Raw genomic sequence first — 22,226 nt, 5'->3', positions numbered from 1 at the left:
GATGAGCAGCCCACGCGCCACGACCCTGCGCCTGCGGTCCGCCGGCCTCGTCTTCCTGCTCGTCCCCGCCCTCCTGGTCTGGCTGGCGATCGCCGTCTACGACAAGCAGTTCACCGACAGCGCCCCGATCACCATCGAGACGAGCAGCGTCGGCAACGAGATGCACCCGGGCGCCGAGGTGAAGATGCGCGGCGTCGTCATCGGCGAGGTCCGCTCCATCGCCGCCACCGACACGGGAGCCCGGCTCACCCTCGCCATGGATCCCGACACCCTCCACCGCGTCCCCGCCGACGTACGCGCCCAGATGCTGCCGACGACCCTGTTCGGCGAACGGTTCGTGGCCCTCGTACCGCCGGCGTCGCCCTCGCCGGAGCCGATCGGCGCCGGCGCCGTCATCCCCGAGGACCGCTCCAGCAACGCCGTGGAACTCCAGCAGGTCCTGGACAACGTGCTCCCCATGCTCTCCGCCGTCCAGCCGCAAAAGCTCTCCGCCACCCTGTCCGCCGTCTCCCGGGCGCTCGAAGGACGCGGCGACAAGCTCGGCGACACCCTCACCCAACTGGACGCGCACCTGGCGAAGTTCAACCCCGAACTGCCCGCGCTCAACCGGGACCTCCGGGAACTCGTGAAGGTCAGCAACGTGTACGCGGACGCGGCCCCGGACATCGTCACGGCCCTCACCGACTTCACCACCACCAGCGGCACCCTCGCCGAGAAGGAGAGCGAGCTGGCCGGCACCTTCGGGGCCACCACCCGCACCGCCCAGGACATCACCAGCTTCCTGCGCCAGAACAAGGACAACATCATCCGGCTCGCCGCCACCGGAAGGCCGACCCTGGAGCTGCTCTCCGAGTACTCCTCGTCGTTCCCCTGCACCCTGCGCACCCTCGCCGAGTTCGTGCCGGCCATGGACAAGGCCCTCGGCAAGGGCACCGACCAGCCCGGACTGCACGTCAACGTGGTCACCGTGCCCTCGCGCGGGGCCTACGCACCCGGCCGCGACACCCCCGCGTACACCTCGGGCGGCGGTCCGCACTGCTACCCCGTGCCCTACCTCGGTGTCCCGGTGGCACCCGCCGCGCGGGCCACGGCGGCGGCCGAGCAGAACCTCGGGCCCGCCAACTCCGCGCAGGAGAACGACCTCCTGAACGAACTCCTCGCGCCCGCCGCAGGCAAGGCGCCCGGCGACCTGCCCGACTGGAGCGGCCTGCTGGCCGGACCCGCGTACCGCGGAGCGGAGGTGGTCCTCAAGTGAGGGACGATCTCGCCCACACCCGACGACGCCCCCTGACCGGCCCGCTGGTCAAGTCCCTGATCTTCGTCCTGGTCACCGCCCTCGCCACGACCGTGCTCGCGCTCAGCATCGCCAACACCGGCGTGGACTCGGGTACCCGCTCGTACAAGGCGCTGTTCACCGACGTCACCGGGCTCATCGACGGCGACAGCGTACGGATCTCCGGAGTGAAGGTCGGGGAGGTGACGGACGTCCGCGTCGTCGACCGGCGCACCGCCCAGGTCACCTTCCGCATCCGCGACGACCGCACCCTCCCCGTCTCGGTGACCGCCGCGGTGAAGTACCTCAACATGGTCGGGCAGCGCTACGTCGCCCTCGACCGCGGCAGCGGCGACGTGGGCTCCGCGCTGCCGCCCGGCTCCACCATCCCGCTGGACCGCACGAAGCCCGCGCTCGACATGACGCTCCTGTTCAACGGGTTCAAGCCGCTCTTCGAGGGCCTGTCGCCGAGTGACGTCAACGACCTCGCCGGGTCGCTCGTCCAGGTCCTCCAGGGCGAGGGCGGCACCGTCGACAGCCTCCTGCGGCACATCGGCTCGCTCACACACACCGTGGCCGCCAAGGACCAGGTGATCGGCCAGGTCGTCACCAACCTCAACACCGTCCTGGACACGCTCAACACCCGCGAGGCCGCCTTCGGCGACCTCGTCGTCACCCTCCAGAAGCTCGTCACGGGCTTCAACGACGACCGCAAACCGCTCGGCGAAGCCGTCCAGGCGATGGGCGACCTCACCACCGTGACCGCGGGACTCCTCCAGGACGGGCGGGCCCCCCTCAAGCAGAGCATCGGCGAACTGGGCCGCCTCTCGAACACCCTTGGCGACCACACGCCGCAGATCGAGGACTTCCTCAACCGGACCCCGGCCAAGATGGCCGCCCTGGCCCGGCTTTCCTCGTACGGGTCCTGGTTCAACCTCTACCTCTGCGAGGCCCGCGTGAGCGGTGTGAGCACCTCCGACGGCTCCAAGCCGCCGACCGGCATCATCGTCACCGAATCGAGGTGCCGCGGATGAGCCGCCCGCCCAGGTTCACCCCCGCCAAGGACCGCAACCCCGTCGCGGTGGCCGTCGTCGGACTCGTCGTGCTCGCCGTCATGGCCGTCCTCGCCTACAACGTGGACCGCCTGCCGTTCTCCGGCGCGGGCACGACCTACAGCGCCGACTTCACCGAGGCCGCCGGACTCGCCACCGGCGACGAGGTGCGCATCGCCGGCGTGAAGGTCGGCTCGGTCACCGGCGTCGCCCTCGACGGGCCCAAGGTGAAGGTGACCTTCGGGGTCGGCGACGCCTGGGTCGGCGACCGCTCCACCGCCGCCATCGCCATCAAGACCCTGCTCGGCGAGAAGTACCTGGCCCTCGACCCGCTGGGCGCCGGACGTCAGGACCCCGGCAGCCGCATCCCGTTGGCGCGCACCACGTCCCCGTACGACGTGACCCAGGCGTTCCAGGACCTGAGCGGCACCGTCGACGCCATCGACACGAAGAAGCTCGCCGAAAGCTTCGAGACGATCTCCGAGACCTTCAAGGACTCGCCGCCGGACGTGCGCAGCGCGGCCACCGGCCTGTCCGAACTCTCCAAGTCCGTCTCCAGCCGTGACGCCCAGCTGTCCCAACTGCTCCAGGGCAGCCGGACGTTCACCAAGACCCTGGAAGGCAAGAAGTCCAGCTTCGAGACCCTCATCGAGGACGGCGGTTCCCTGCTCGGCGAGTTGAAGGACCGGCGCGACGCCATTCGAGCCCTGCTCAAGGGCAGCCGGGAGCTGGGCACGCAGCTCAGCGGCATCGTCACCGACAACGACCGCCAGCTCGGCCCCACCCTCAAGGCCCTCAGCCGCGTCACTGAGGTCCTGGAGAAGAACAGCGGCCAGCTCGACAAGACCCTCGCCCTCGTCGGCCCGTACTACCGGCTCGTCGGCAACACCCTGGGCAGCGGCCACTGGTTCGACAGCTACCTGTGCGGGGTCGTCCCCCGCAACTACCTGCCCGAGGCGTCACAGCCCAAGACCGGATGCCAGCCGCCGCAGCAGACGCCGGCGGCGGCGAAGGAAAGCGGTGCCCGATGACCGAACTCAGAAAGCCCCTCGTCATCGGGCTCGCCATGGTGGTGCTCGCGGCCTGCGGCCTCGTCGCCGTACGCGCCCTCGGCTCCGACGGCACCCGCGTCACCGCCTATTTCGACCGCGCCGTCGGCATCTACGCCGGCTCGGACCTGCGGATCCTCGGAGTGCGCGTCGGCGAGGTCGAATCCGTGGAGCCCGAAGGCACCCGGGTACGGGTCCGGCTCCACATCGACGACGGCGTACGCGTCGCGGCCGACGCCCGGGCCGTCATCGTCGCCCCCAGCATCGTCGCGGACCGGTACGTCCAGCTCACGCCGGCCTACGCCTCGGGCCCCGCCCTTGCGAGCGGAGCGCGGCTCGCCGCCTCCCGCAACCGGACCCCCGTCGAGATCGACCAGCTGTACGCCTCGATCACCGACCTCGCACAGGCCCTCGGCCCCGACGGCGCCAACGCGGGCGGAGCCCTGTCCGGGCTGATCGACACCGGCGCGAAGAACCTGGGCGGCAACGGTGACGCGATCGGCACGTCCATCCAGGAGTTCGGCAAGGCGGCCAAGACCCTCGACGGCAGCAGCGACGACCTGTTCGCCACGCTCGGCCAGCTCCAGACGTTCACGACCATGCTCAAGAACAAGGACGGCGACGTCCGCACCGCCCAGGAACGCCTCGACGACGTGGTGACCTTCTTCGCCGACAACAAGGACGACCTCGCGGGCGCCCTCACCGAACTCGGCAAGGCCCTCGCCCAGGTCAAGACCTTCATCCAGAACAACCGGGGCGAGCTGAAGCAGAACGTCGACCGGCTGGTCCCCCTCACCCAGGCCCTCGTCGACCAGCGGGCCTCCCTCGCCGAAGCCCTCGACGTGGCCCCGCTCGCGGCGGCCAACGTGGTGGGCGCGTACAACAAGGACACCCGCACCCTCGACGGCCGGGCCAACCTCAACGAGATCAGCATGGGTGGACCGCTGCTCCCGCTGCCCGTGACCGGCGGCGCCTCGGCCGGCGGCTCCTCGACCGCCAGTGGGAAGGGGGACCGGTGAAGCGCCGCGGACCCCTCACCGGCAAGGCCGCCGGGGCGGGCATCGCCGGGATCGTCGCCCTGGGCGCGGCCGTGGTCCTCACCGTGACCATGCTCCCCGCGGACCTGCCCCGCTTCGACGGCATCGAGGACCTGCCGCTGCCCGGCGGGGCCGATCTCGGCTCCCACCCGTACACGGTCACCGCCGAACTCGCCGACGTCCTCAGCCTCGTCCCGCAGTCCGCCGTGAAGGTCAACGACGTGGCCGTCGGCCGCGTCACCGAGATCCGCCTCGGGACCGGAGACTGGACGGCGCGCGTCACCATGAAGATCAACGGAGACATCCGGCTGCCCGCCGACGCGGGCGCCCGCCTCCAGCAGTCCAGCCTGCTCGGTGAGAAGTTCATCGAGCTCACCGCCCCCGCCAAGGACACGGGCGGTGCACGCCTCGCCAACGGCAGCACGATCCCGCTCGCCCGCACCAGCCGCAACACCGAGGTCGAGGAAGTCTTCGGCGCCCTGTCCCTGCTGCTCAACGGCGGCGGGGTCAACCAGCTGAAGACCATCACCAAGGAGCTGAACGCCGCCCTGGGCGGACGCGAGCCCGAGGTCCGCTCCATGCTGGAGCGGGTCAACACCCTGGTCACCGACCTCGACGCGCACCGGGACGACATCACCCAGGCCCTCGACGGGGTCAACCGGCTCTCCGCCACCCTGGCCGGGCGCAAGGAGGACGTGGGGAAGGTCATCACCGGCCTCTCACCCGGCCTCAAGACCCTGGAGAACCAACGGGGTTCGCTCCTGACCATGCTGCGCGCCCTCGACACCCTGTCCGGCGTCGCCGTCTCCACCATCAACGCCGGCAAGGACGACATGGTCGCCGATCTCAAGGCCCTGGCGCCGACCCTGAAGGCACTCGCCGACGCCGGCGCCGACCTGCCCGACTCGCTCCAGGCGCTGCTGACGTACCCCTTCACCGACGAGGTGATGCGGGGCATCAAGGGCGACTACCTCAACACCTACCTGTACATCGCCGCCGAACCGGGCACGCAGGTCATCCCGCAGCTCGTCCCCCAGGCCACGCCCGACCCGACGCCCACGCCCACCCCTCCCACCGACCCGGGCGCCGCCGCCCGCGGAGGCGCGTCCGGCCGCGGATCCGCGAACCCGCCCTCACCGCTGCCGCTGCCGCCCGTCCAGAGCTTCGAACCGCCGGGAGCGTCCTCGCCCCCGAGCGGGCGGAGCGCCACCGACGGAGCACAGGACGGAGGGAAGACCCGGTGATCACCCTCGCCGTACGGCTGAAGAACCTCGCGTTCCTCGTCATCTCCGTCCTCGTCCTCGGTCTCCTCGGCATCCGCTACGCCGACCTCGGCCGCTACATCGGCGTCGCCGACTACTACACCGTCGACGTCCACCTCTCCCGGACCGGCGGCCTGTTCCCCCACTCGGACGTCACCTACCGGGGCGTCTCCGTAGGACGCGTAGGCGCCATCGACCTCACCGCCGACGGGGTCGTGGCCCGGCTGCACATCAAGAAGGCGGCCGCCCGCGTCCCCGCCGACGCCAAGGCCGTCGTCGCCGGACTGTCCGCCGTCGGCGAGCAGTACATCGACCTGCGGCCCCGCAGCGACCAGGGCCCGTACCTCAGGGAGGGGACCCGCATCGACCAGGCCGACACCGAGGTCCCCGCACCCGTCACCGACCTCCTGACGAGCATGAACGACCTCACCCGGTCCGTTCCGCTCGACTCGCTGCGCACGGTCGTCGACGAGCTGGGCAAGGCCTTCGAGGGCCACGGAGACGACCTCCAGGCCCTGCTCGACAGCGGCAGCGCGTTCGTGCAGGCCGCCGACCGCTCCCTGCCCGAGACCACCCGCCTCATCAACGACGGCGAGGTCGTCCTGCGCACCCAGGCCGAGGAAGCCCAGGCCATCAGCGACTTCGCCACCGGCGCACGCGAACTCGCCGTCACCCTCAAGGGCTCCGACAGCGATGTCCGCCGCCTGCTCGCCGTCACCCCGGACGCGGCCACCCAGATCAGCGGCCTCCTGCGCGACCTCGACCCCAGCCTCGGCGTGGTCCTCGCCAACCTGCTCACCACCTCGGAGATCGCCGTCACCCGGCAGCACGGCCTGGAGGAACTGCTCGTGAAGTTCCCCGTGGCCGTCTCCGCGGGCGCCACCACCGTCGACGGAGGACGGATGAACCTCGGCATGGCCGTCACCTTCTTCAAGCCCCTGCCCTGCACCTCCGGATACGGCGGCACGCGCTACCGCAACGGCCTGGACCTCGGCACCGCACCCGCCCTCAACACCGGCGCCTCCTGCACCAGCCCGGCCTCGTCCGGAAAGAACGTGCGCGGCTCCGCGAACGCCCCCAAGGGCGGCCCCGTCCCCACCCCGGCCCGACCCGGCTCCCTCCCCTCGGGCAGCGCCGGACCCGCCACCGCACCGGCCGTACAGCCCCTGCCGGGCGTCCTCGCCCTTCCCGGCGCACTCGCCCTGCCGGGCCAGCCCGGCGGCCCCACCGACCTGGCCGGGCTGCTCGGCCTCGGCGCCGGGAGCGGCCGATGAGGCGGGCACGCGTCCTCGCGGGCGCGGCCCTGGCCGTGGCGCTCGCCTTCTGCGGAACCGGTGCCTGGACCTACGCACAGGCCCGCACCGACGACGCCCTCGCCTTCGGCCGGGAGCGGGACGAGGTCCTCGCCCAGGGCCGCGATCACCTCACGGTGCTCAACACCCTGGACGCGTCCACGCGCGAGCACGCGCAGGCCGGCATCGAGGCGTGGCGCGACGCCTCCACCGGGCCCCTGCACACCGAACTGGGCGCCACCGCGCCCGTGGTGGGAGCCTCGGCCCACGCCACCGTCACCGAGGCGGCGGTGACCGCGCTGGACGCCCGGGCGGGCACCGCGAAGCTCATCGCGACGGTCCGCGTCGACGTCACGCCCCAGGGCGCCTCGAAGGCGACGAGCGACCGCAAACGCCTCGAAGCCGTCCTGGAGCGTACGGGCGACGACACCTGGAAGGTCAAGGCACTGAGCGCCGTACCGGTGGCGGGCGCGGGCGCCACGGCTTCCGCCACGGCCGGCGCGGGAAGCGAGGCGGAGTGACGACGCTGCTGCGGCGCAAGGGGAGGAAGGGGCCCGCGGAGACGGAGGGGCCGGCGGAGACGGAGGGGCTGGCGGAGACGGAAGGGGCTGCTCAGACGGAGGGGGCTGCCCAGACGGAGGGCCCGGCCGTGCGGGACACGACGGCCGACGGTCACTCCGGTGCCGAAGGCGAACCGGACGCCCGGGGGGCCCGCTCCCGCTTCGCCGGCCGGTGGCGCACCCCGGCCGTGGCGGCGGCCGTCGCCCTCCTGCTGCTGGGTGGGAGCGCCTTCTTCTACGGCGCACACCGACTGCGCGCCACCCCGTCCGCCCAGAACCGCGCCCTCACCGACACCGCTGCCACCGAACGGGTGAGCGGCGAGGTCAGCGACGGCCTTGCCCGGATCTTCTCGTACACCCCCACCGGCGCCGACGCCACCGAGCGATCGGCGCGGACGGTGCTCGGCGGGAAGGCGGCCCGGCAGTACGGGGACCTGTTCGCCCAGCTCCGCGCCAACCTGGAGACGCAGAAGATCACCCTCAATACGCGGGCCGTCCGCTCCGGGGTGATCGAACTCGACGGGGACACCGCGCGCCTCCTGGTCCTCCTCGACCAGACCTCACGGCGGGACGAGGGCGCCACGACCTCGGCCGCGGCCCAGCTGACCGTCACTGCCCGGTTCCAGGAGAACCGTTGGCAGATCGTCGACATCAAGACCCGCTGAGAGATGAGCGGGAGACGGGAACACCCCATGACACTCGCGGTCCGGGCCCTCGCGGGCACCCGGCAGATCCTGGCCGTCGCCCTCGCGCTCACCCTGGTAGCGGGCGGCTTCGCCGCGTGGGCGGCCCAGGACTGGTACGGGGCGAGCCACGACGAGTCCGCCGCGTACGCCGTCCAGCGCGACCGGGCGCTCGCGGCTGCGGAACAGGCCGTGCAGAACCTCAACACCCTCGACCACACCAAGGTGGACCAGGGCCTGGACCTGTGGGAGTCGTCCACGACCGGCGACCTGCACGACCAACTCGTGCAAGGACGCACTGAGTTCGCCCAACAGGTCAAGGCCGCGAAGACGGTGACCACCGCCCGGGTGCTGTCCGGCGCCGTCACCGAACTGGACGACCGCACGGGGCGGGCCAAGGTGCTGGTCGCCCTGCGGATCACCGTGAAGGCCGCGGACGACAAGAGCAGCGAGAAGGACAGCCGCATGCTCGGTGAACTGAGCCGCACCGGGACCCACTGGAAGCTCAGCGCGCTGGGTCAGGCCCCCGTGGGCGGCACGGCGACCGGCTGACCGGCCGCCGTACCGCGAGAGCCAGGCGCATCCGAGCCGGCCGCATCCGAGAGCCGCACGCACCAGAGAAGGACAGGCACGATGTCGACGACCCGCCACCTCATCAACCGCCAGCGCCGCCGCCAGGCCGTCGGCAGCCAGACCGTACCGGCCGAAGCGAAGCGGCAAGGGGCGCCCGAGCAGGCCGAAGCGAAGCGGCACAAGGCACCCGTACCGGCCGAAGCGAAGCGGCAAAAGGCGCCCGTACCGGCCGAAGGGGCCGGGACGGCCGGCCGCGAGGTCAGTCGGGGAAAGAAGCACCTCGCCCCCCTCCTGGTCCTCTGCGCCCTCACCGTCCTCCTCGGCTCCGGCGCCGGATACGCCCAGAGCCGGGCCGCGGCGCTGCGGGACGATCCCGTACGGGCGAACACGGCGCTCACCGACCTCGCCCGTACCAGCGAGATCAAGGGCCAGACCGCCAAGGCCGTCGCCTCCCTCTTCTCCTACGACCACGCGCAACCCGCCGCCTTCGAGAGCGCGTCGAAGACCCTGCTCACCGGCAAGGCCGTCACCCAGCACCGGGCGCTCTTCAACGAGGTCCTGGCCCAGGCGGAGAAGCAGAAGACGGTGATCACCACGACGGTCACGGACAGTGCGGTCGAGCGGATCGACGGCGACCGGGCCCGCGTCCTGGTCTATGCCGACCAGAGCAGCGTCAGTACGGCGAGTACGGCGGGAACCGAGAAACAGGGCGCCCAGGACCAGGGCGTCTACGCGGGAGCGATGTTCGCCGTCGATCTGGTGGATCGTGACGGGCACTGGCTCGTGGAGGGGATCGACACCTTCGGCCGCTGACCGGGCCCGATGGGCAGGGTGATCCCCCTGACGAGTCCGCCGCCGCCGCGGCCCTCGCCGGACCCGGCCACCGCAAGCGTGCGGACGGGTCAGCCGGAGACGCAGAACTCGTTGCCGGCGGGGTCCTGCAAGGTGGTCCACTCGAAGCCCGGGGCGGTGTGCTCGCCGACGACCTTCGCTCCCAGCTTCACGAGCCGGTCGACCTCGCCCCTGCGGTCCGGGGATTCGAAGTCGACGTGGACACGGTTCTTGCCCGCTTTCCCCTCGGGCACGCGCTGGAAGCCCAGGACGAGCGGGCGGGCCGCGAGGATGACGAACTCGCCGAAGTCCTCGGCGACTTCGACTCCCAGGGCCTGCGCCCACCAGTCGGCGAGCTCCCGGGGTTCCGCACAGTCAATGGTGATCATCTTCGCCGACAGCGCCATGGGCTTCACCGTAGGGCAGGAGGGATGTCCCACGTGCCCGACACCGGCGGGGCGGCTCCCGTTGCGGGATCGTTACCACGCCGACGGGCCTTGGCCAGAAAGGCTGTTCGAACCATCGGGCTCACGAACTACCGTTTGGTAGCACAGGGGGCGGAGGTCGTCGGACGACTCGTGCTCCGGAGACGTCCGGCGGTACGGGGGCTCTTTGATGACTGTCCAGCGCACGGTCCGCAGCCGGCCGGGAGTGACCGTCATCCTGGCCGTGGTGCTCACCCTGTCCGGGCTCACCTCGCCCGAGCTGCTGCGCAGCGCCGCCGCGACGGTGCCGGACGCCGGGTCGGCGGTCACCGGGCCGGAGGGGCCGGAGGGCACGTCGTTCAACCCGAACCAGATCAAGGACATCAAGGCGGCCGACCCCGGCTCCGGGGTGAACCTGATCGAGGCGCCCTCGGCGAACAACAGCGGTGACGCGCGGCTCTCGTACCCGCTGGAGGTTCCGAAGGGCCGCGCCGGCCTGGAGCCGAAGCTGGCCGTCGCCTACAACTCCTCGGGGACGAACGGGTGGCTCGGCGCCGGGTGGGACCTCGCCACCCCGATGGTCACGGTGGACACGCGCTGGGGCGTGCCGCGCTACGACGCCGGACTGGAGACCGAGACCTACCTGCTGGGCGGTGAGCAGCTGACCCCGGTGGCGCACCGCGGCGCGTTGCAGGCGCGCACCGCGGAGAAGGTGTTCCACACCCGGGTGGAGGGCTCCTTCGACCGGATCGTGCGCCACGGCGACAGCCCCGCGAACTACTGGTGGGAGGTCACCGACAAGCAGGGCGTCCGCACGCTCTTCGGCGGCACGGCCGACAGCACGCTCGCCGACGGCAAGGGGCGCCTCGCCACCTGGGCGGCGCGGGAGGTCCGCGACGGCAGCGACAACGTCCTGCGCTACCGGTACGCCAAGGTGGCGGACGGCGGCACGGCGGGCTCCACGGTGCCGGGCAGCGACCTGTACCCGCAGAAGATCACCTACACCGGCCGGGGCGACACCGACGGCAGGTACTCGGTGACGTTCATCCGGGACCGTGAGCGCGGCGAGCCCCGCCGGGCGGACGTGCGGATCGACGCCAAGTACGGGTTCAAGAAGGTCACCGCCGACCTGCTGCGGCGCGTCGAGGTCAAGCTGGACGACCAGCTGATCCGCGCCTACGAGCTGAACTACCGGACCGGCGCGTTCGCGAAGACGCTGCTCACCTCGGTCTCGCAGTTCAGCGAGACCAACCAGCTGTTCAACACCCACGCGTTCGACTACTTCGACGACGTGCGCGACCCGTCGGGGAACTACAACGCCTTTGCCGACGCGGCACGTTGGTCGGTACCGGATGACGACCTCGGGGTGAACATCCGCGAGGGCGAGGCCAGCGCGATCTCGGCGAACACCTCGGTCGGCTTCGGCGCGCACCTGTTCGCCGGCTACAACGTGCAGGGGCTGCCCGCCAAGGAGGGTTCCGTCGGGTTGAAGGTCGGGTTCAGCGCGGGCCAGTCCGACGGCCTGTCGACGCTGACCGATGTGAACGGCGACAACCTGCCGGACAAGGTGTTCCGCAAGAACAACGAGGTGTTCTACCGGCCAAATCTGGCCGCACCAGGCGGTGAAGCGAAGTTCGGCGACACTCCGATCAAGCTCACCAACCTCCCCGGAATCTCGACCGAGCGCACCCTGTCCGGCACCATCGGCGTCGAGTCGTACGTCCTCACCACCTCGGCCCAGCTGGACTTCGTGGGCACCACGACCACCTCGGACCGGTTCTTCAGCGACGTCAACGGCGACGGCATAGCCGACCTGGTGAACAACGGCGGCGTGCTGTTCGGCTACCTGGACGACAAGGGGCAGCCCGCCTACAGCGCGGACTCCGCCCACACCCCGGCGCCGATCGGGGGCGGCACGGTGACCGGCGAGATCGTCGGCGATCAGACCGCGCAGTTCAACCAGCAGGTGGACAACTCGCCGCTGCTGGACTCGGTGCGCCGCTGGGTCGCGCCGTTCGACGGCACCGTCCGCGTGGACGGCCGCGTGCAGCTGACCCAGGACCCCTCCCCGGCGCGGGCGGCCTACACCAAGGCCGACGGCGTGCGGGTCACCGTCCAGCACAAGGACGCCGAACTCTGGGTGCAGCGGATCGGCCCCGACGACCACAGCGAGTTCGCCCCGGGCAACGTGGCGGCGGTTCCGGTGAAGAAGGGCGACGCGCTCTACTTCCGCACGCAGTCCGTGCTGGACGGCAAGTACGACACCGTGGCCTGGGACCCGGCGATCACCTACACCAACCTGCCGGCCGGCACGGACGCGAACGGGCTGGCGAACACCGTGTTCCGTGCGTCGGCCGACTTCACCTTCGGCGGCAGGCCGTCCCTGGTGACCGTACCGGTGAACGGCACGCTGCGGCTGACCGGTGACGTGGTCAAGTCCAAGGCGACCTCGGACGACGTGACCGTGGTGATCGAGAAGGGCAACGGAGTCCACCCCGGCGCGGAGGTGTTCCGCAAGGTCCTGCCCGCCGCGTCGACCGGTACCACCGGGATCGACGTGAGCATTCCGGTCAGCACGTTCGAGAAGATGTCGTGGAAGCTGAAGACCGACTCCCCGATCGACGCCTCGGCGGTGAGCTGGGCGCCGAAGGCGCACTACACGGCCGCGCAGGGGGTCGAATCGGTCGTCGACGCCGCGGGCGAGCCCACGATGGTGATCACCCCGCCGTACGACATGGACATGTACCCGGCGGACACCCTCGCCGCGCCGCAGCAGTCCTACAAGGCGACCAAGACCGGTCAGTTGAAGGTGCGGCCGAAGCTGTCCTTCAACTTCAACCTCCTCGGTGAGGCCAAGATCGCGTTCACGGTGAAGAAGCGCGGCGGGCAGCTGGTCGGCAAGCGGGTCTTCCAGGCCAAGGACGCCTCCCCCTTCGGTGGCCCGAACTTGGACCTGACCGTGCCGGTCACCGCCGGCGACGAGCTCTACATCGACTACTCCACGACGGAGACCGGGCTGCGCGGACTGCTCGTCGAGCAGTCCGCGTCGGTCACCTATGACGTGACCTCCAGCTGGCCCACCTTCACCCCGGCGCCCAGCGCCCTGCACAGTTCCGTCGGCCAGGGCGCCTTCGCCCAGCCCTACCGCGGCTGGGGTGTGATCGGCTACCAGGGCAACCGCGACCGCGCCACCCAACCGCTCAAGCAGGCCGAACTCGCCCTGGACCAGAGCTTCAAGGACGCGCTTCCCAAGGAGCCCAAGGAAGCCGACGTCCCGGGATTCACCGCGAACCCCCGGCTCGCCATGCCGCGGCTCGCGGTGTTCGCCCCCGTTCCCGCCAAGGGCGGCTGGGCCGCACAGGACGAGTCCTCCTGGATCACCGGCGCCATGGCTACCAGCTCCCGCCTCGGCGCGGACACCATCGACATCGTCACCGACGCCGACGTGGCGGGCGACCGGGCGGTGATGCGCCGCGGTGTCACCGGCCAGGTCTCGGCCACCCTCGCGGCGGGCCCGTTCGGCGGCACCGTGGTCGGCGGGATCACCGCGGGCTCGGTCGACTACCTCGACCTCAACGGCGACGGCTACCCCGACGTCGTGGGCGCCAAGGAGATCCAGTTCTCCGACATGACGGGCGCGCTCGGCGCCACGCGCGGCACCCTCGGCGGCAACGTCCGCGAGGCGGACAACGTCTCCGGCAACGTGTCGTACTCCGCGGGCAGCGAGTCCGCCACCATCGCCAGCGCCCTGGGCATGGCCGCGCCCGACGCGGGCACCAGCGCCAACACCGCCACCACCGGCGCGGTCCAGCCCTCGCTCGGCATCGGCGGCAGCCTCGGCGGCGGCGAGTCCGACGTCCGCGTCGACCTGATCGACATCAACGGGGACGGGCTGCCGGACAAGGTGTTCGCCAACGGCGACGCCCAGCTGAACCTCGGCTACTCCTTCGCCGCCCGCGAACCCTGGTCGGCCGGACCGATCAACGACGCGTCCACCCGCAACGTCGGCGTCAACCTCGGCTTCAACGTCGACCGCTACGGCTTCGCGGGCGGTGTCTCCGCCGAACTGGGCACCTCGTTCACCAACGCGAGCATGACGGACGTCAACGGCGACGGCCTCACCGACCGGGTGTTCACCGACGGCGCCAACCCCATCAAGGTCGCGGTCAACACCGGCACCGGCTTCACCGCGCCCGCCCCCTTCCGCGGCAGCTTCCCCGAGATCGCCGTGGACAAGAACGCCAGTCTCGGCGGGGGCGTCTACTTCACCGTCGGCCTGCCCACCCCCGTAGGCATCTTCGTCTTCAACCCCGGCGTCAACGCGTCCACCGGCATCAGCCGCGCCGAGACCAGCCTGCGCGACGTCAACGGCGACGGCCTCGCCGACCACGTCAAGTCCACCCGGGACGACGAACTCCTCGTCGCGGTCAACAAGACCGGCCGCACCAACCTGCTGCGCTCCGTCAGCCGCCCGATGGGCGCCCGCATCGACCTGGACTACACCCGCACGGGCAACACCGCCGCCCAGCAGGAGAGCCGCTGGGTACTCTCCCGCACCTCGGTGTTCGACGGCCTCGCGGGCGACGGCGCCGACACACGTCTGACCACCTTCCGCTACGAGCAGGGCCGCCACGACCGGATGGAACGCGAGTTCCTCGGCTTCGGCCGGGTGGTGGCCGAGAGCCGCGACACCGGTGCGGACGATGCCGTTCGCCGCACGGTGACCGACGAGTACCGCACCGACGGATACGTGGGCCGCGGGCTGCTCACCCGTACGGTGACCGCGGACGGCGCCGGCCACCCGTACGGCGAGACGCTCAACACCTACCGGCTGCTCGACACCTCCACGGGCCAGGACGCCGACCCGAAGAGCGGGACCGCCACCGTCTTCCCGCAGCTCACCCGCGTCGAGGAGAAGCATTACGAAGGCGCGGCCGCCGCACGGAAGTCCACCTTCACCGACCTCTCCTACGACGAGTACGGCAACGTCACCCGCACCTTCGCCACGGGCGACGAGGGAGCCGCGGACGACCTGGAGACCCTCTTCGGCTACAGCGGCTCCGACCCGCAGTGCCGGGACCGCCACCTCGTCGGCACCGCCAACGCGATACGGCAGAAGGCCGCGGCCACCGGCACCCTCCTGCGGCACCGCGAACTCACCCTCGACTGCGCGACCGGCGTCACGCGCCAGGTGCGCGAGTACCTCGACGAGGACACCGCGGCCGTCTCCGACCTGACGTACCACCCGGACGGGAACCTGAAATCGGTGACCGGTCCGGCCAACGCGAAGGGGCAGCGCTACAAGCTGGAGTACGGCTACGACACCACCGTCGGCGTACACGTCGAATCCGTCGAGGACAGCTTCGGCTACCGCTCGACCACGGCGTACAACCTCAAATACGGGCAGCCGGAGCGGAACACCGACCACAACGGCCAGCCGCTGCGGATGTCGTACGACGGTGTGGGCCGGCTCGACAAGGTGACCGGGCCCTACGAGAAGGACGGCGACCGGGCCACGATCACCTTCGGCTACCACCCCGAGGCAACCGTCCCGTACGCCACGACCAAGCACCTCGACCGGGCCGCCTCCGAGGTACGCGACGACACCATCGACACCGTCACCTTCAGCGACGGCCTGGGCCGGGTCCTGCAGACCAAGAAGGACGCCTCGGTCTCCGCCTCGCCCGGGACCACGCCCACCCGGGTGATGACGGTCTCAGGCCGGCTGAAGTTCGACCACCTCGGCCGCGCCGTGGAGAAGTACTACCCGGTGACCGAGGACAAGGGAGCCGCGAACACCACGTTCAACGCCTCCTTCGACTCCGTGGCACCCACCAAGGAGACCTTCGACGTCCTGGACCGCTCCGTCAGGACCGTGCAACCGGACGGCGTCACCACCAGCACCGGATACGGCTTCGGCGGGGACCGGGCGGGCGCGACCCGCTTCGAGCGGACGGTGACCGACGGCAACGGCAAGGAGCGCCGCACCTACACCGACCTCCGGGGTGCCACCACCTCGGTGAAGGAGTTCAACGGCTCCTCGGAGATCTGGACCAGCTACGCGTACGACCCCACGGGTCAGGTCACGACGGTCACCGACGACAAGAACAACGTCACGCGCGCCGGCTACGACGCCCTGGGCCGCCGCATCTCGTTCGACAGCCCGGACGCCGGGCGCTCCGAGACCCGCTACGACCTCGCCGGGAACGTCACGTCGAAGACCACCGCGAACCTGCGGGCAGCGGACAAGGCCGTCGAGTACGACTACGAGTACTCGCGGCTGAAGGCCGTCCGCTACCCGACGTTCCCGGCGAACGACGTCTCCTACGCGTACGGAGCCCCCGGCGCACCGGACAACACGGCCTCGCGCGTCACCGAGGTCCACGACGCGGCGGGAACGGTGAAGCGCGCCTACGGGGCGCTGGGTGAGGTGATCAAGGAGACCCGCACGATCACCGCGGTCCGCGACGCCCCGCGCACCTACACCACCGCCTGGCGCTACGACGCCTTCAACCGCGTGCTGCAGATGACCTACCCCGACGGCGAGGTCCTGACCTACGACTACGACTCGGGCGGCCAGGTCGCCCGGGCCACCGGATCCAAGAACGGCACCGGCTACACGTACCTGGACCGGGTCGACTACGACAAGTTCGGGCAGAAGATCCTCCAGCAGACCGGCAACGGGGTCCGCACCACCTACACCTACGACGCCGAGGACCGCCGGCTCGGAGCACTGAAGTCCGAGACGCCCGGCGGAACCGCGTTCCAGAACCTGGGCTACACGTACGACAAGATCGGCAACATCACCTCGCTGGCGAACAACGCGCCGCAGGGCGGGGACATCGGCGGTCCGAGCAGCCAGACCTACGGATACGACGACCAGTACCGGCTCACCTCCGCGTCCGGCCGGTACACGGACAAGAACAACGCGCTCAACACGTACACGCTGAGCCTGGGCTACGACTCGATCCACAACACCACGAGCAAGACGCAGACCCACCAGGTCACCGGCGGCACTCCCGCCTTCCCGGTCGGCGGCGGCGCAGCCGGGCCGATCGAACCGGTCGAGGACCCGTCCAACCCGACCGACGTCCAGGACCGGACGAGCTACGCCTACGCGTACGCCTACGACGGTGCCCGACCGCACGCCCCGACCAAGGTCGGTCCGGTCACCCATGCCTACGACGCCAACGGCAACCTGACGAGCACGGTCAACACGGCTGCCGACGACAAGCGCCGCCAGTACGTGTGGGACGAGGAGAACCGCCTCGTCTGCAACCAGGACACGGCGACCGGCACCCTCACACAGGACCCGGGCGGCTGCGCCGGCGCCACCGTCTCCTACGTCTACGACGACAAGGGCGACCGCGTCGTCAAACGGAGCGAGGACGGGCTCTCGCTGTACCCGAACCGGTACTACAGCGAACGCGACACCACCGGCTACAAGCACGTCTTCGTCGGCGACAGCCGCGTGACGACCAAGACCGTCGCCACCACCGGTCCCGAGGACGCCCAGCAGTTCTTCCACGCCGACCACATCGGCTCCTCCGGCTACGTCACCGACAAACAGGGCAAGGTCACCGAACACCTGGAGTACTTCCCGTACGGGGAGACCTGGGTGGAGGAACGGACCGGACAGGCGGACACGCCCTACCAGTTCACCGGCAAGGAACTCGACGAGGAGACCGGGCTCTACTACTACGGAGCCCGCTACTACAACCCGCGCACCCAGCTCTGGGCGAGCACCGACCCGGCGCTCCCCGACTACCTCGACGGGAGCATGGCGGGCGGCATCGCCGAGCCGCGCAACCTCGCCGCCTACACCTACGCCCACAACAACCCGGTCAAACTCACCGACCCGACCGGCAAGTGGCCGAAGATGCCGTCCTGGAAGACGATCGGGCACACCACCCTCGACGTCGTCGGCATGGTCCCGGTCGTCGGCGAGGTCGGCGACCTGGCCAACGCGGGCTGGTACGCCGCGGAAGGCGACTACGTCAACGCCGGCCTCTCCGCCGCCTCCGCCATCCCGGGCGCGGGCTACGCCGCGAACGCCGCCAAGTACGGCAACAAGGCGCTCGACGCCGCCCAGGCCGCCAAGACCGCCAACAACGCCGCCGACGCGGCAGCGACGGCGAAAGCGGCCGACACCGCCCCCGTCCCGAAGGCGGCAGACAGCCCTCCCGCACCCAAACCGGCCGACAGCGGATCCACGAAGGCCGCCGACAGCTGCGCCACCGGCAACAGCTTCACCCCGGACACCATGGTCGTGATGGCCGACGGCACCCCCAAGGCCATAGGCCAGGTCCGCAGCGGCGACGAGGTCACCGCCACCGACCCGGCGACCGGCGAAACCGGCCCGCGCACGGTCACCGCGCTCATCACCGGCGAGGGCGAGAAGAACCTGGTCGAAATCACCGTCACCACCCCCGGCGGCCAACCGGGCAAGGTCGTCGCGACGGACAACCACCCCTTCTGGACGCCCGAACTGGGCAAGTGGCTCTACGCCAAGGAACTCGCCCCCGGAATGCTCCTGCAGACCGGCACCGGCACATACACCCAGGTCACCGCCGTCCGCACGTGGCTCCAACACCAGCGAGTCAACAACCTCACGGTCGAAGACCTGCACACGTACTACGTGCTGGCGGGTAGCGCTCCGGTCCTGGTTCACAACTGTGAGTCCGTCGATCTCTATCGCGTTTCACCCAAAGAGCGTGGCACGAGTGAGCTCGACAACGGAGTCAACCCCGAGAACCATCCGCTTGATTTGGACGAGGGGCTCGATGGGTCTGCATACTTCGGCAACAAGCAGCGAGTCGAGGATTATGCATCTCAACATCCCGACACGCACGGTCAAGGATTCCAGGTGACTGCCCCGTCCCGATGGCTGAGGGAGAACGACATCGAGCCGATGGAAGATTTCCTCAACGAAGGGGCGGTCGAATACGCCATCCCGACGCACCTGTTCGACGAGTTCAACTCGTTCCCACGTGTTCCATGGAACCCTGGAGGCTGATGATGGACAGTTTGAGCGTGCGAGACTATTCGCTCATCGACTGTCGGGTGGCGAATCATCAGCACTACGGCCTGGTGGTTCGCACGATTGTGGGCGACATTCCGGGCTACGTCGATAGGTTTGCTCTGTCGGACGAGGACGTCACCCAGCAAGGTGACTGGCCCCCTCGAGGCGAGCGGCTGACTTGTGTGGTGCTGGGGCAGGCCAGGGGTGGCAGGCTTCGCCTGAGCTCCCGTCCCCGTGACATTGAACTCGCACGGTCGGTCGCTGATGTGCCGAACGCGCTCACCGCGTGGCGACTGGCGCGAGACGATGAGGATGGTGCGGACGGTCTGGCGGAGTTCTGGCGGTCGCCCGACGTCGTAGCTGTCTTGCGGTGGGCGTTGTGCCGCCCTGCGCACTCGGTAGATCATGCGCGAGCAACGGAAATTGTCGCCTCGGCTCCGGCAACAGTAAGGGATTCACTGCGGGAGGCGGGTCAACTTTCCCCCCATCCAAGACGCAAGGAACCCGGTGCGGATCGCCAGAGCTCGGATTGACCTCGGCATTGCGAGGGGAACATGTACAGCTCATGCCGATGTCGTGTCGGCCGGAGCCGGGTGATGCCGCAGTGGGCGGGTGGCGGGGTGGGGTGTCACCCGGTGTTCGCCGGGGATTTGTGGGGGCGGGGTTGTGGGCGGGGGCCCGTGGGGGGTTGTCCGCGGGGCGGGCGGGCGATTGACCGGGTTGCGCCGCCCCGGATATGTTGCGCGCCATGTACCGATCCGCGCTGCTGACGACACGAGGTCACGTCGACCTGAAGCGTGTCTGCTCCGCCGCGTGTCAGTGGTCCTGACCGTACGGCGACCGCGCGGATCCCTCGTCTTCGTCCTGCCCGCCGGCGGGCCCGGAGCCTGAACTCCCGCACCGTCCCCGTGTTCTGGTGAACAGCGCTCCCTCCGTGGAGCTTCCCGCACACGCCCCTGCCCGGAGCCGTCCGGCCGTCGTGTGCCACCGCACAGGACCTGGAAGGCCCCCGTGGACAGATCGAAGACCTCAGCTTCCCGCCTCGCCCCGCTGCGCCGGGCCGACATCCCGCCGGCCGGTGCGAACCCGCTGCGCAGGGCCTCCGGTACCGGAGCGGTGCTGGGCGCCGTCCTCGACCACGGTCCCGTCGCCCGGAGTACCATCGCCCGGCTCACCGGGCTCTCGCCCGCGTCGGTCAGCGGGCACTGCGGGGCGCTGCTGGACAGAGGGCTGGTCAGGGAGGGCCCGGAGACCGCGGGTCCCCGGGGGCTGGGCCGCCCGTTCATCCCCGTGGAGATCGACACCAGCCGGTTCCTCGTGGCCGGGGCGCACATCGCGGTACCCCACGTGACGCTCTCCCTGATGGACCTGACCGGGCGGATCGTCGCGGAGGAGCGCCGGCCCCACGAGGGCACCGAACCGGGGCGGGTGCTCGCCCGGGTGGCGGCCGGCCTGCCCCGGCTGCTGGCCGCGCACGGGTCGGGGAGGACGGCACTGGCCCTGGGCGTCGCCACCGGGCACTGGGTGGATCCCGAGGCCGGCACCGTGGTGCACCACCCCCAACTGGGCTGGCGGGGCGTGCCCGTACGGGACGAACTCGCCCGGGCGACCGGCGTGCCCGTGCACCTCGACAGTCATTCGCGGGCCCTCGCGCGAGCCGAGCAGCTCTTTGGTGACGCGGGCACCCGCGGCAGCGCCGTCGTGCTGTTCGTCGGCAACGTGGTCGACGCGGCGTTCGTCACCGCGGGCGCCGTGCACCAGGGACCGCGCTTCGGCGCGGGCAACGTGGCGCACCTGCCCGTGGGCACCGCCTCCGCCCGTGCCTGCTGTACCTGCGGTACGGCCGGCTGCCTCGAGTCGGAGGTCTCGGAGCCGGCCATGGTGCGCCGGGCCTCCGAACGCGGCCTGCCCGTCACCAGGTTCGCCGAGCTGCTGGACCTCGCCGTCGGCGGCGACCCCGTCGCGACCGAGCTGTTCCGGCAGCGGGCCAGGCTCACGGGCCGGGCGGCCGCGGTCCTGCTGGACATGTTCGACCCCGAGGTGCTGGTCGTGGTCGAACCGGGAACGGGCCGACTGCCCGCGTGCATGGACGAGTTGCGGGCCGAGGTGGAGGCGCGGTCCCTGGTGTGCGACGACGCCGCCCGGTCCGTCGTACCGAGCAGCTTCACGGGCTCGGTGCTCGCCACGGCGGGCGCGGCCGTCGCCCTGGGCGCCCTGCACGACGATCCGCTCGGTCCGTGGCCCGCACTGCCCGCCGTCTCCTGAAAGCGACTTAATTCAGAAAGTTGCATTGTTGACCCGGTCGTCTCCCGAAAGGGAGACTGGATTCATGAACAGTCCGCAGAGGAACCGACGGTACGCGCACCGCTCCTGTTGTTGTTGACACGAGAGCCGGCGGCGCTTCCACTGCCGTCATGACGCGCTGAGCCTTTCCTTTCGCGTACGTCTTCGCGTGGCATTCCCGAGCGCGACCGGTACGTCACCGGTAGATCACTGGTAGATCACCGGTACGTCGCCGGTCCGTGCTCTGCCGCGCCCATTTCCGCCGTGACCCCGTTCCTGCCGCCCTTTTCCGCACCGCCGTTTCCGGCGCGTGCCGCGCAACGGCAGCGACGCACGGCACCATTCACCTTGGGGGAACATTGAGCATTTCCTTGTCCTCGCACCCGGCGGCGGACCTGGTCGAGCCGGCCCGCTTCAAGCAGGTCTTCCGCGCCTACCCGGGCGGAGTCGTGGTGGTCACGGCCGACTCCGGGGCGGGCCCGGTCGGCTTCACGGCCACGTCCCTGGCCTCGGTATCGCTCGACCCGCCCCTCGTCTCCTTCGGCATCGCGAAGAGCTCCTCTTCGTGGCCGCACCTGGAGCGGGCCGAGTCGGTCGTCGTCAACTTCCTCGACTCCGCCCAGGAGGACCTGGCCAGGCGCTTCGCGACCAGCGGCATCGACCGCTTCGCCGCCCCGACCCGATGGCACCGGCTGCCCGGGGGCGAGCCGGCCCTCGACGGGGTCACGGGCCGGCTCCGCCTCGCGGTCGAACAGCTCGTGCCCGCAGGAGACGCGCACATCGTCGTGGCCCGCGTCGTCGAGGCCTGGCAGGCCGAGGACGGCCGGCCCCTGCTCTTCCACAACGGCTCCTACCAGTCCCTGTGAACCCCGGCGACCGGCGCA

14 protein-coding genes are annotated in these 22,226 nt (G+C 70.6%); 13 read left to right on the top strand and 1 reads right to left on the bottom strand.

Translation table 11 applies throughout. The features are described from left to right. Position 1 precedes the first annotated feature (1 nt). The 10 genes from ACFWNV_RS01315 to ACFWNV_RS01270 all read left to right on the top strand — a co-directional run bounded on the left by ACFWNV_RS01315 (position 2) and on the right by ACFWNV_RS01270 (position 9,594). Positions 2-1,255 (top strand): MCE family protein, encoded by a 1,254-nt coding sequence (locus ACFWNV_RS01315; protein WP_383938636.1) that lies wholly within the window; start codon positions 2-4, stop codon positions 1,253-1,255. Then, the gene (locus ACFWNV_RS01310) at positions 1,252-2,307 is read left to right on the top strand and encodes an MCE family protein (RefSeq protein ID WP_383938634.1); all 1,056 of its coding nucleotides are present in this window, start codon (positions 1,252-1,254) and stop codon (positions 2,305-2,307) included. Before ACFWNV_RS01315 ends, ACFWNV_RS01310 begins: the two co-directional genes overlap by 4 nt. Then, positions 2,304-3,356, top strand: a complete 1,053-nt coding sequence (locus ACFWNV_RS01305) for an MCE family protein (RefSeq protein ID WP_383938631.1) — start codon at positions 2,304-2,306, stop codon at positions 3,354-3,356. The genes ACFWNV_RS01310 and ACFWNV_RS01305 overlap by 4 nt, the downstream gene beginning before the upstream one ends. Continuing rightward, positions 3,353-4,393 (top strand): MCE family protein, encoded by a 1,041-nt coding sequence (locus ACFWNV_RS01300; protein ID WP_383938628.1) that lies wholly within the window; start codon positions 3,353-3,355, stop codon positions 4,391-4,393. Before ACFWNV_RS01305 ends, ACFWNV_RS01300 begins: the two co-directional genes overlap by 4 nt. Continuing rightward, entirely contained in the window at positions 4,390-5,655 is a 1,266-nt protein-coding gene (locus ACFWNV_RS01295) for an MCE family protein (protein WP_383938625.1), read from the top strand. The genes ACFWNV_RS01300 and ACFWNV_RS01295 overlap by 4 nt, the downstream gene beginning before the upstream one ends. After that, the gene (locus ACFWNV_RS01290) at positions 5,652-6,947 is read left to right on the top strand and encodes an MCE family protein (protein WP_383938622.1); all 1,296 of its coding nucleotides are present in this window, start codon (positions 5,652-5,654) and stop codon (positions 6,945-6,947) included. Before ACFWNV_RS01295 ends, ACFWNV_RS01290 begins: the two co-directional genes overlap by 4 nt. Continuing rightward, positions 6,944-7,486 (top strand): hypothetical protein, encoded by a 543-nt coding sequence (locus ACFWNV_RS01285; protein WP_383938619.1) that lies wholly within the window; start codon positions 6,944-6,946, stop codon positions 7,484-7,486. The genes ACFWNV_RS01290 and ACFWNV_RS01285 overlap by 4 nt, the downstream gene beginning before the upstream one ends. 128 nt (positions 7,487-7,614) lie before the next feature. Further along, positions 7,615-8,190 (top strand): hypothetical protein, encoded by a 576-nt coding sequence (locus tag ACFWNV_RS01280; RefSeq protein ID WP_383938616.1) that lies wholly within the window; start codon positions 7,615-7,617, stop codon positions 8,188-8,190. Between the two features lie 27 nt (positions 8,191-8,217). After that, positions 8,218-8,760 (top strand): hypothetical protein, encoded by a 543-nt coding sequence (locus ACFWNV_RS01275; RefSeq protein WP_383938613.1) that lies wholly within the window; start codon positions 8,218-8,220, stop codon positions 8,758-8,760. Between the two features lie 81 nt (positions 8,761-8,841). Then, positions 8,842-9,594 carry a hypothetical protein gene (locus ACFWNV_RS01270; RefSeq protein ID WP_383938610.1) on the top strand — a complete coding sequence of 251 codons (753 nt, stop codon included), beginning with the start codon at positions 8,842-8,844 and terminating at the stop codon, positions 9,592-9,594. An 89-nt stretch (positions 9,595-9,683) separates the two neighbouring features. Here ACFWNV_RS01270 and ACFWNV_RS01265 read toward each other — a convergent pair whose 3' ends face one another. After that, positions 9,684-10,019 (bottom strand): VOC family protein, encoded by a 336-nt coding sequence (locus ACFWNV_RS01265; RefSeq protein WP_383938607.1) that lies wholly within the window; start codon positions 10,017-10,019, stop codon positions 9,684-9,686. A gap of 208 nt (positions 10,020-10,227) precedes the next feature. Here ACFWNV_RS01265 and ACFWNV_RS01260 point away from each other — a divergent pair, with 208 nt between their 5' ends. From ACFWNV_RS01260 to ACFWNV_RS01250, 3 genes are all read left to right on the top strand, one after another. After that, on the top strand, positions 10,228-19,053 hold the full coding sequence (locus ACFWNV_RS01260) for a SpvB/TcaC N-terminal domain-containing protein (protein ID WP_383938604.1): 8,826 nt from the start codon (positions 10,228-10,230) through the stop codon (positions 19,051-19,053). Positions 19,054-20,070: 1,017 nt separating this feature from the next. Next, entirely contained in the window at positions 20,071-21,324 is a 1,254-nt protein-coding gene (locus ACFWNV_RS01255) for an ROK family protein (protein WP_383938601.1), read from the top strand. Between the two features lie 389 nt (positions 21,325-21,713). Beyond that, positions 21,714-22,208 (top strand): flavin reductase family protein, encoded by a 495-nt coding sequence (locus ACFWNV_RS01250; RefSeq protein ID WP_383938598.1) that lies wholly within the window; start codon positions 21,714-21,716, stop codon positions 22,206-22,208. Positions 22,209-22,226 lie beyond the last annotated feature (18 nt).

This window comes from Streptomyces sp. NPDC058401 (assembly GCF_042722885.1).
Taxonomy (GTDB): domain Bacteria; phylum Actinomycetota; class Actinomycetes; order Streptomycetales; family Streptomycetaceae; genus Streptomyces.
The sequence above is the reverse complement of the archived record's forward strand: the minus strand, read 5'-3'. Positions and strand labels throughout refer to the sequence as shown.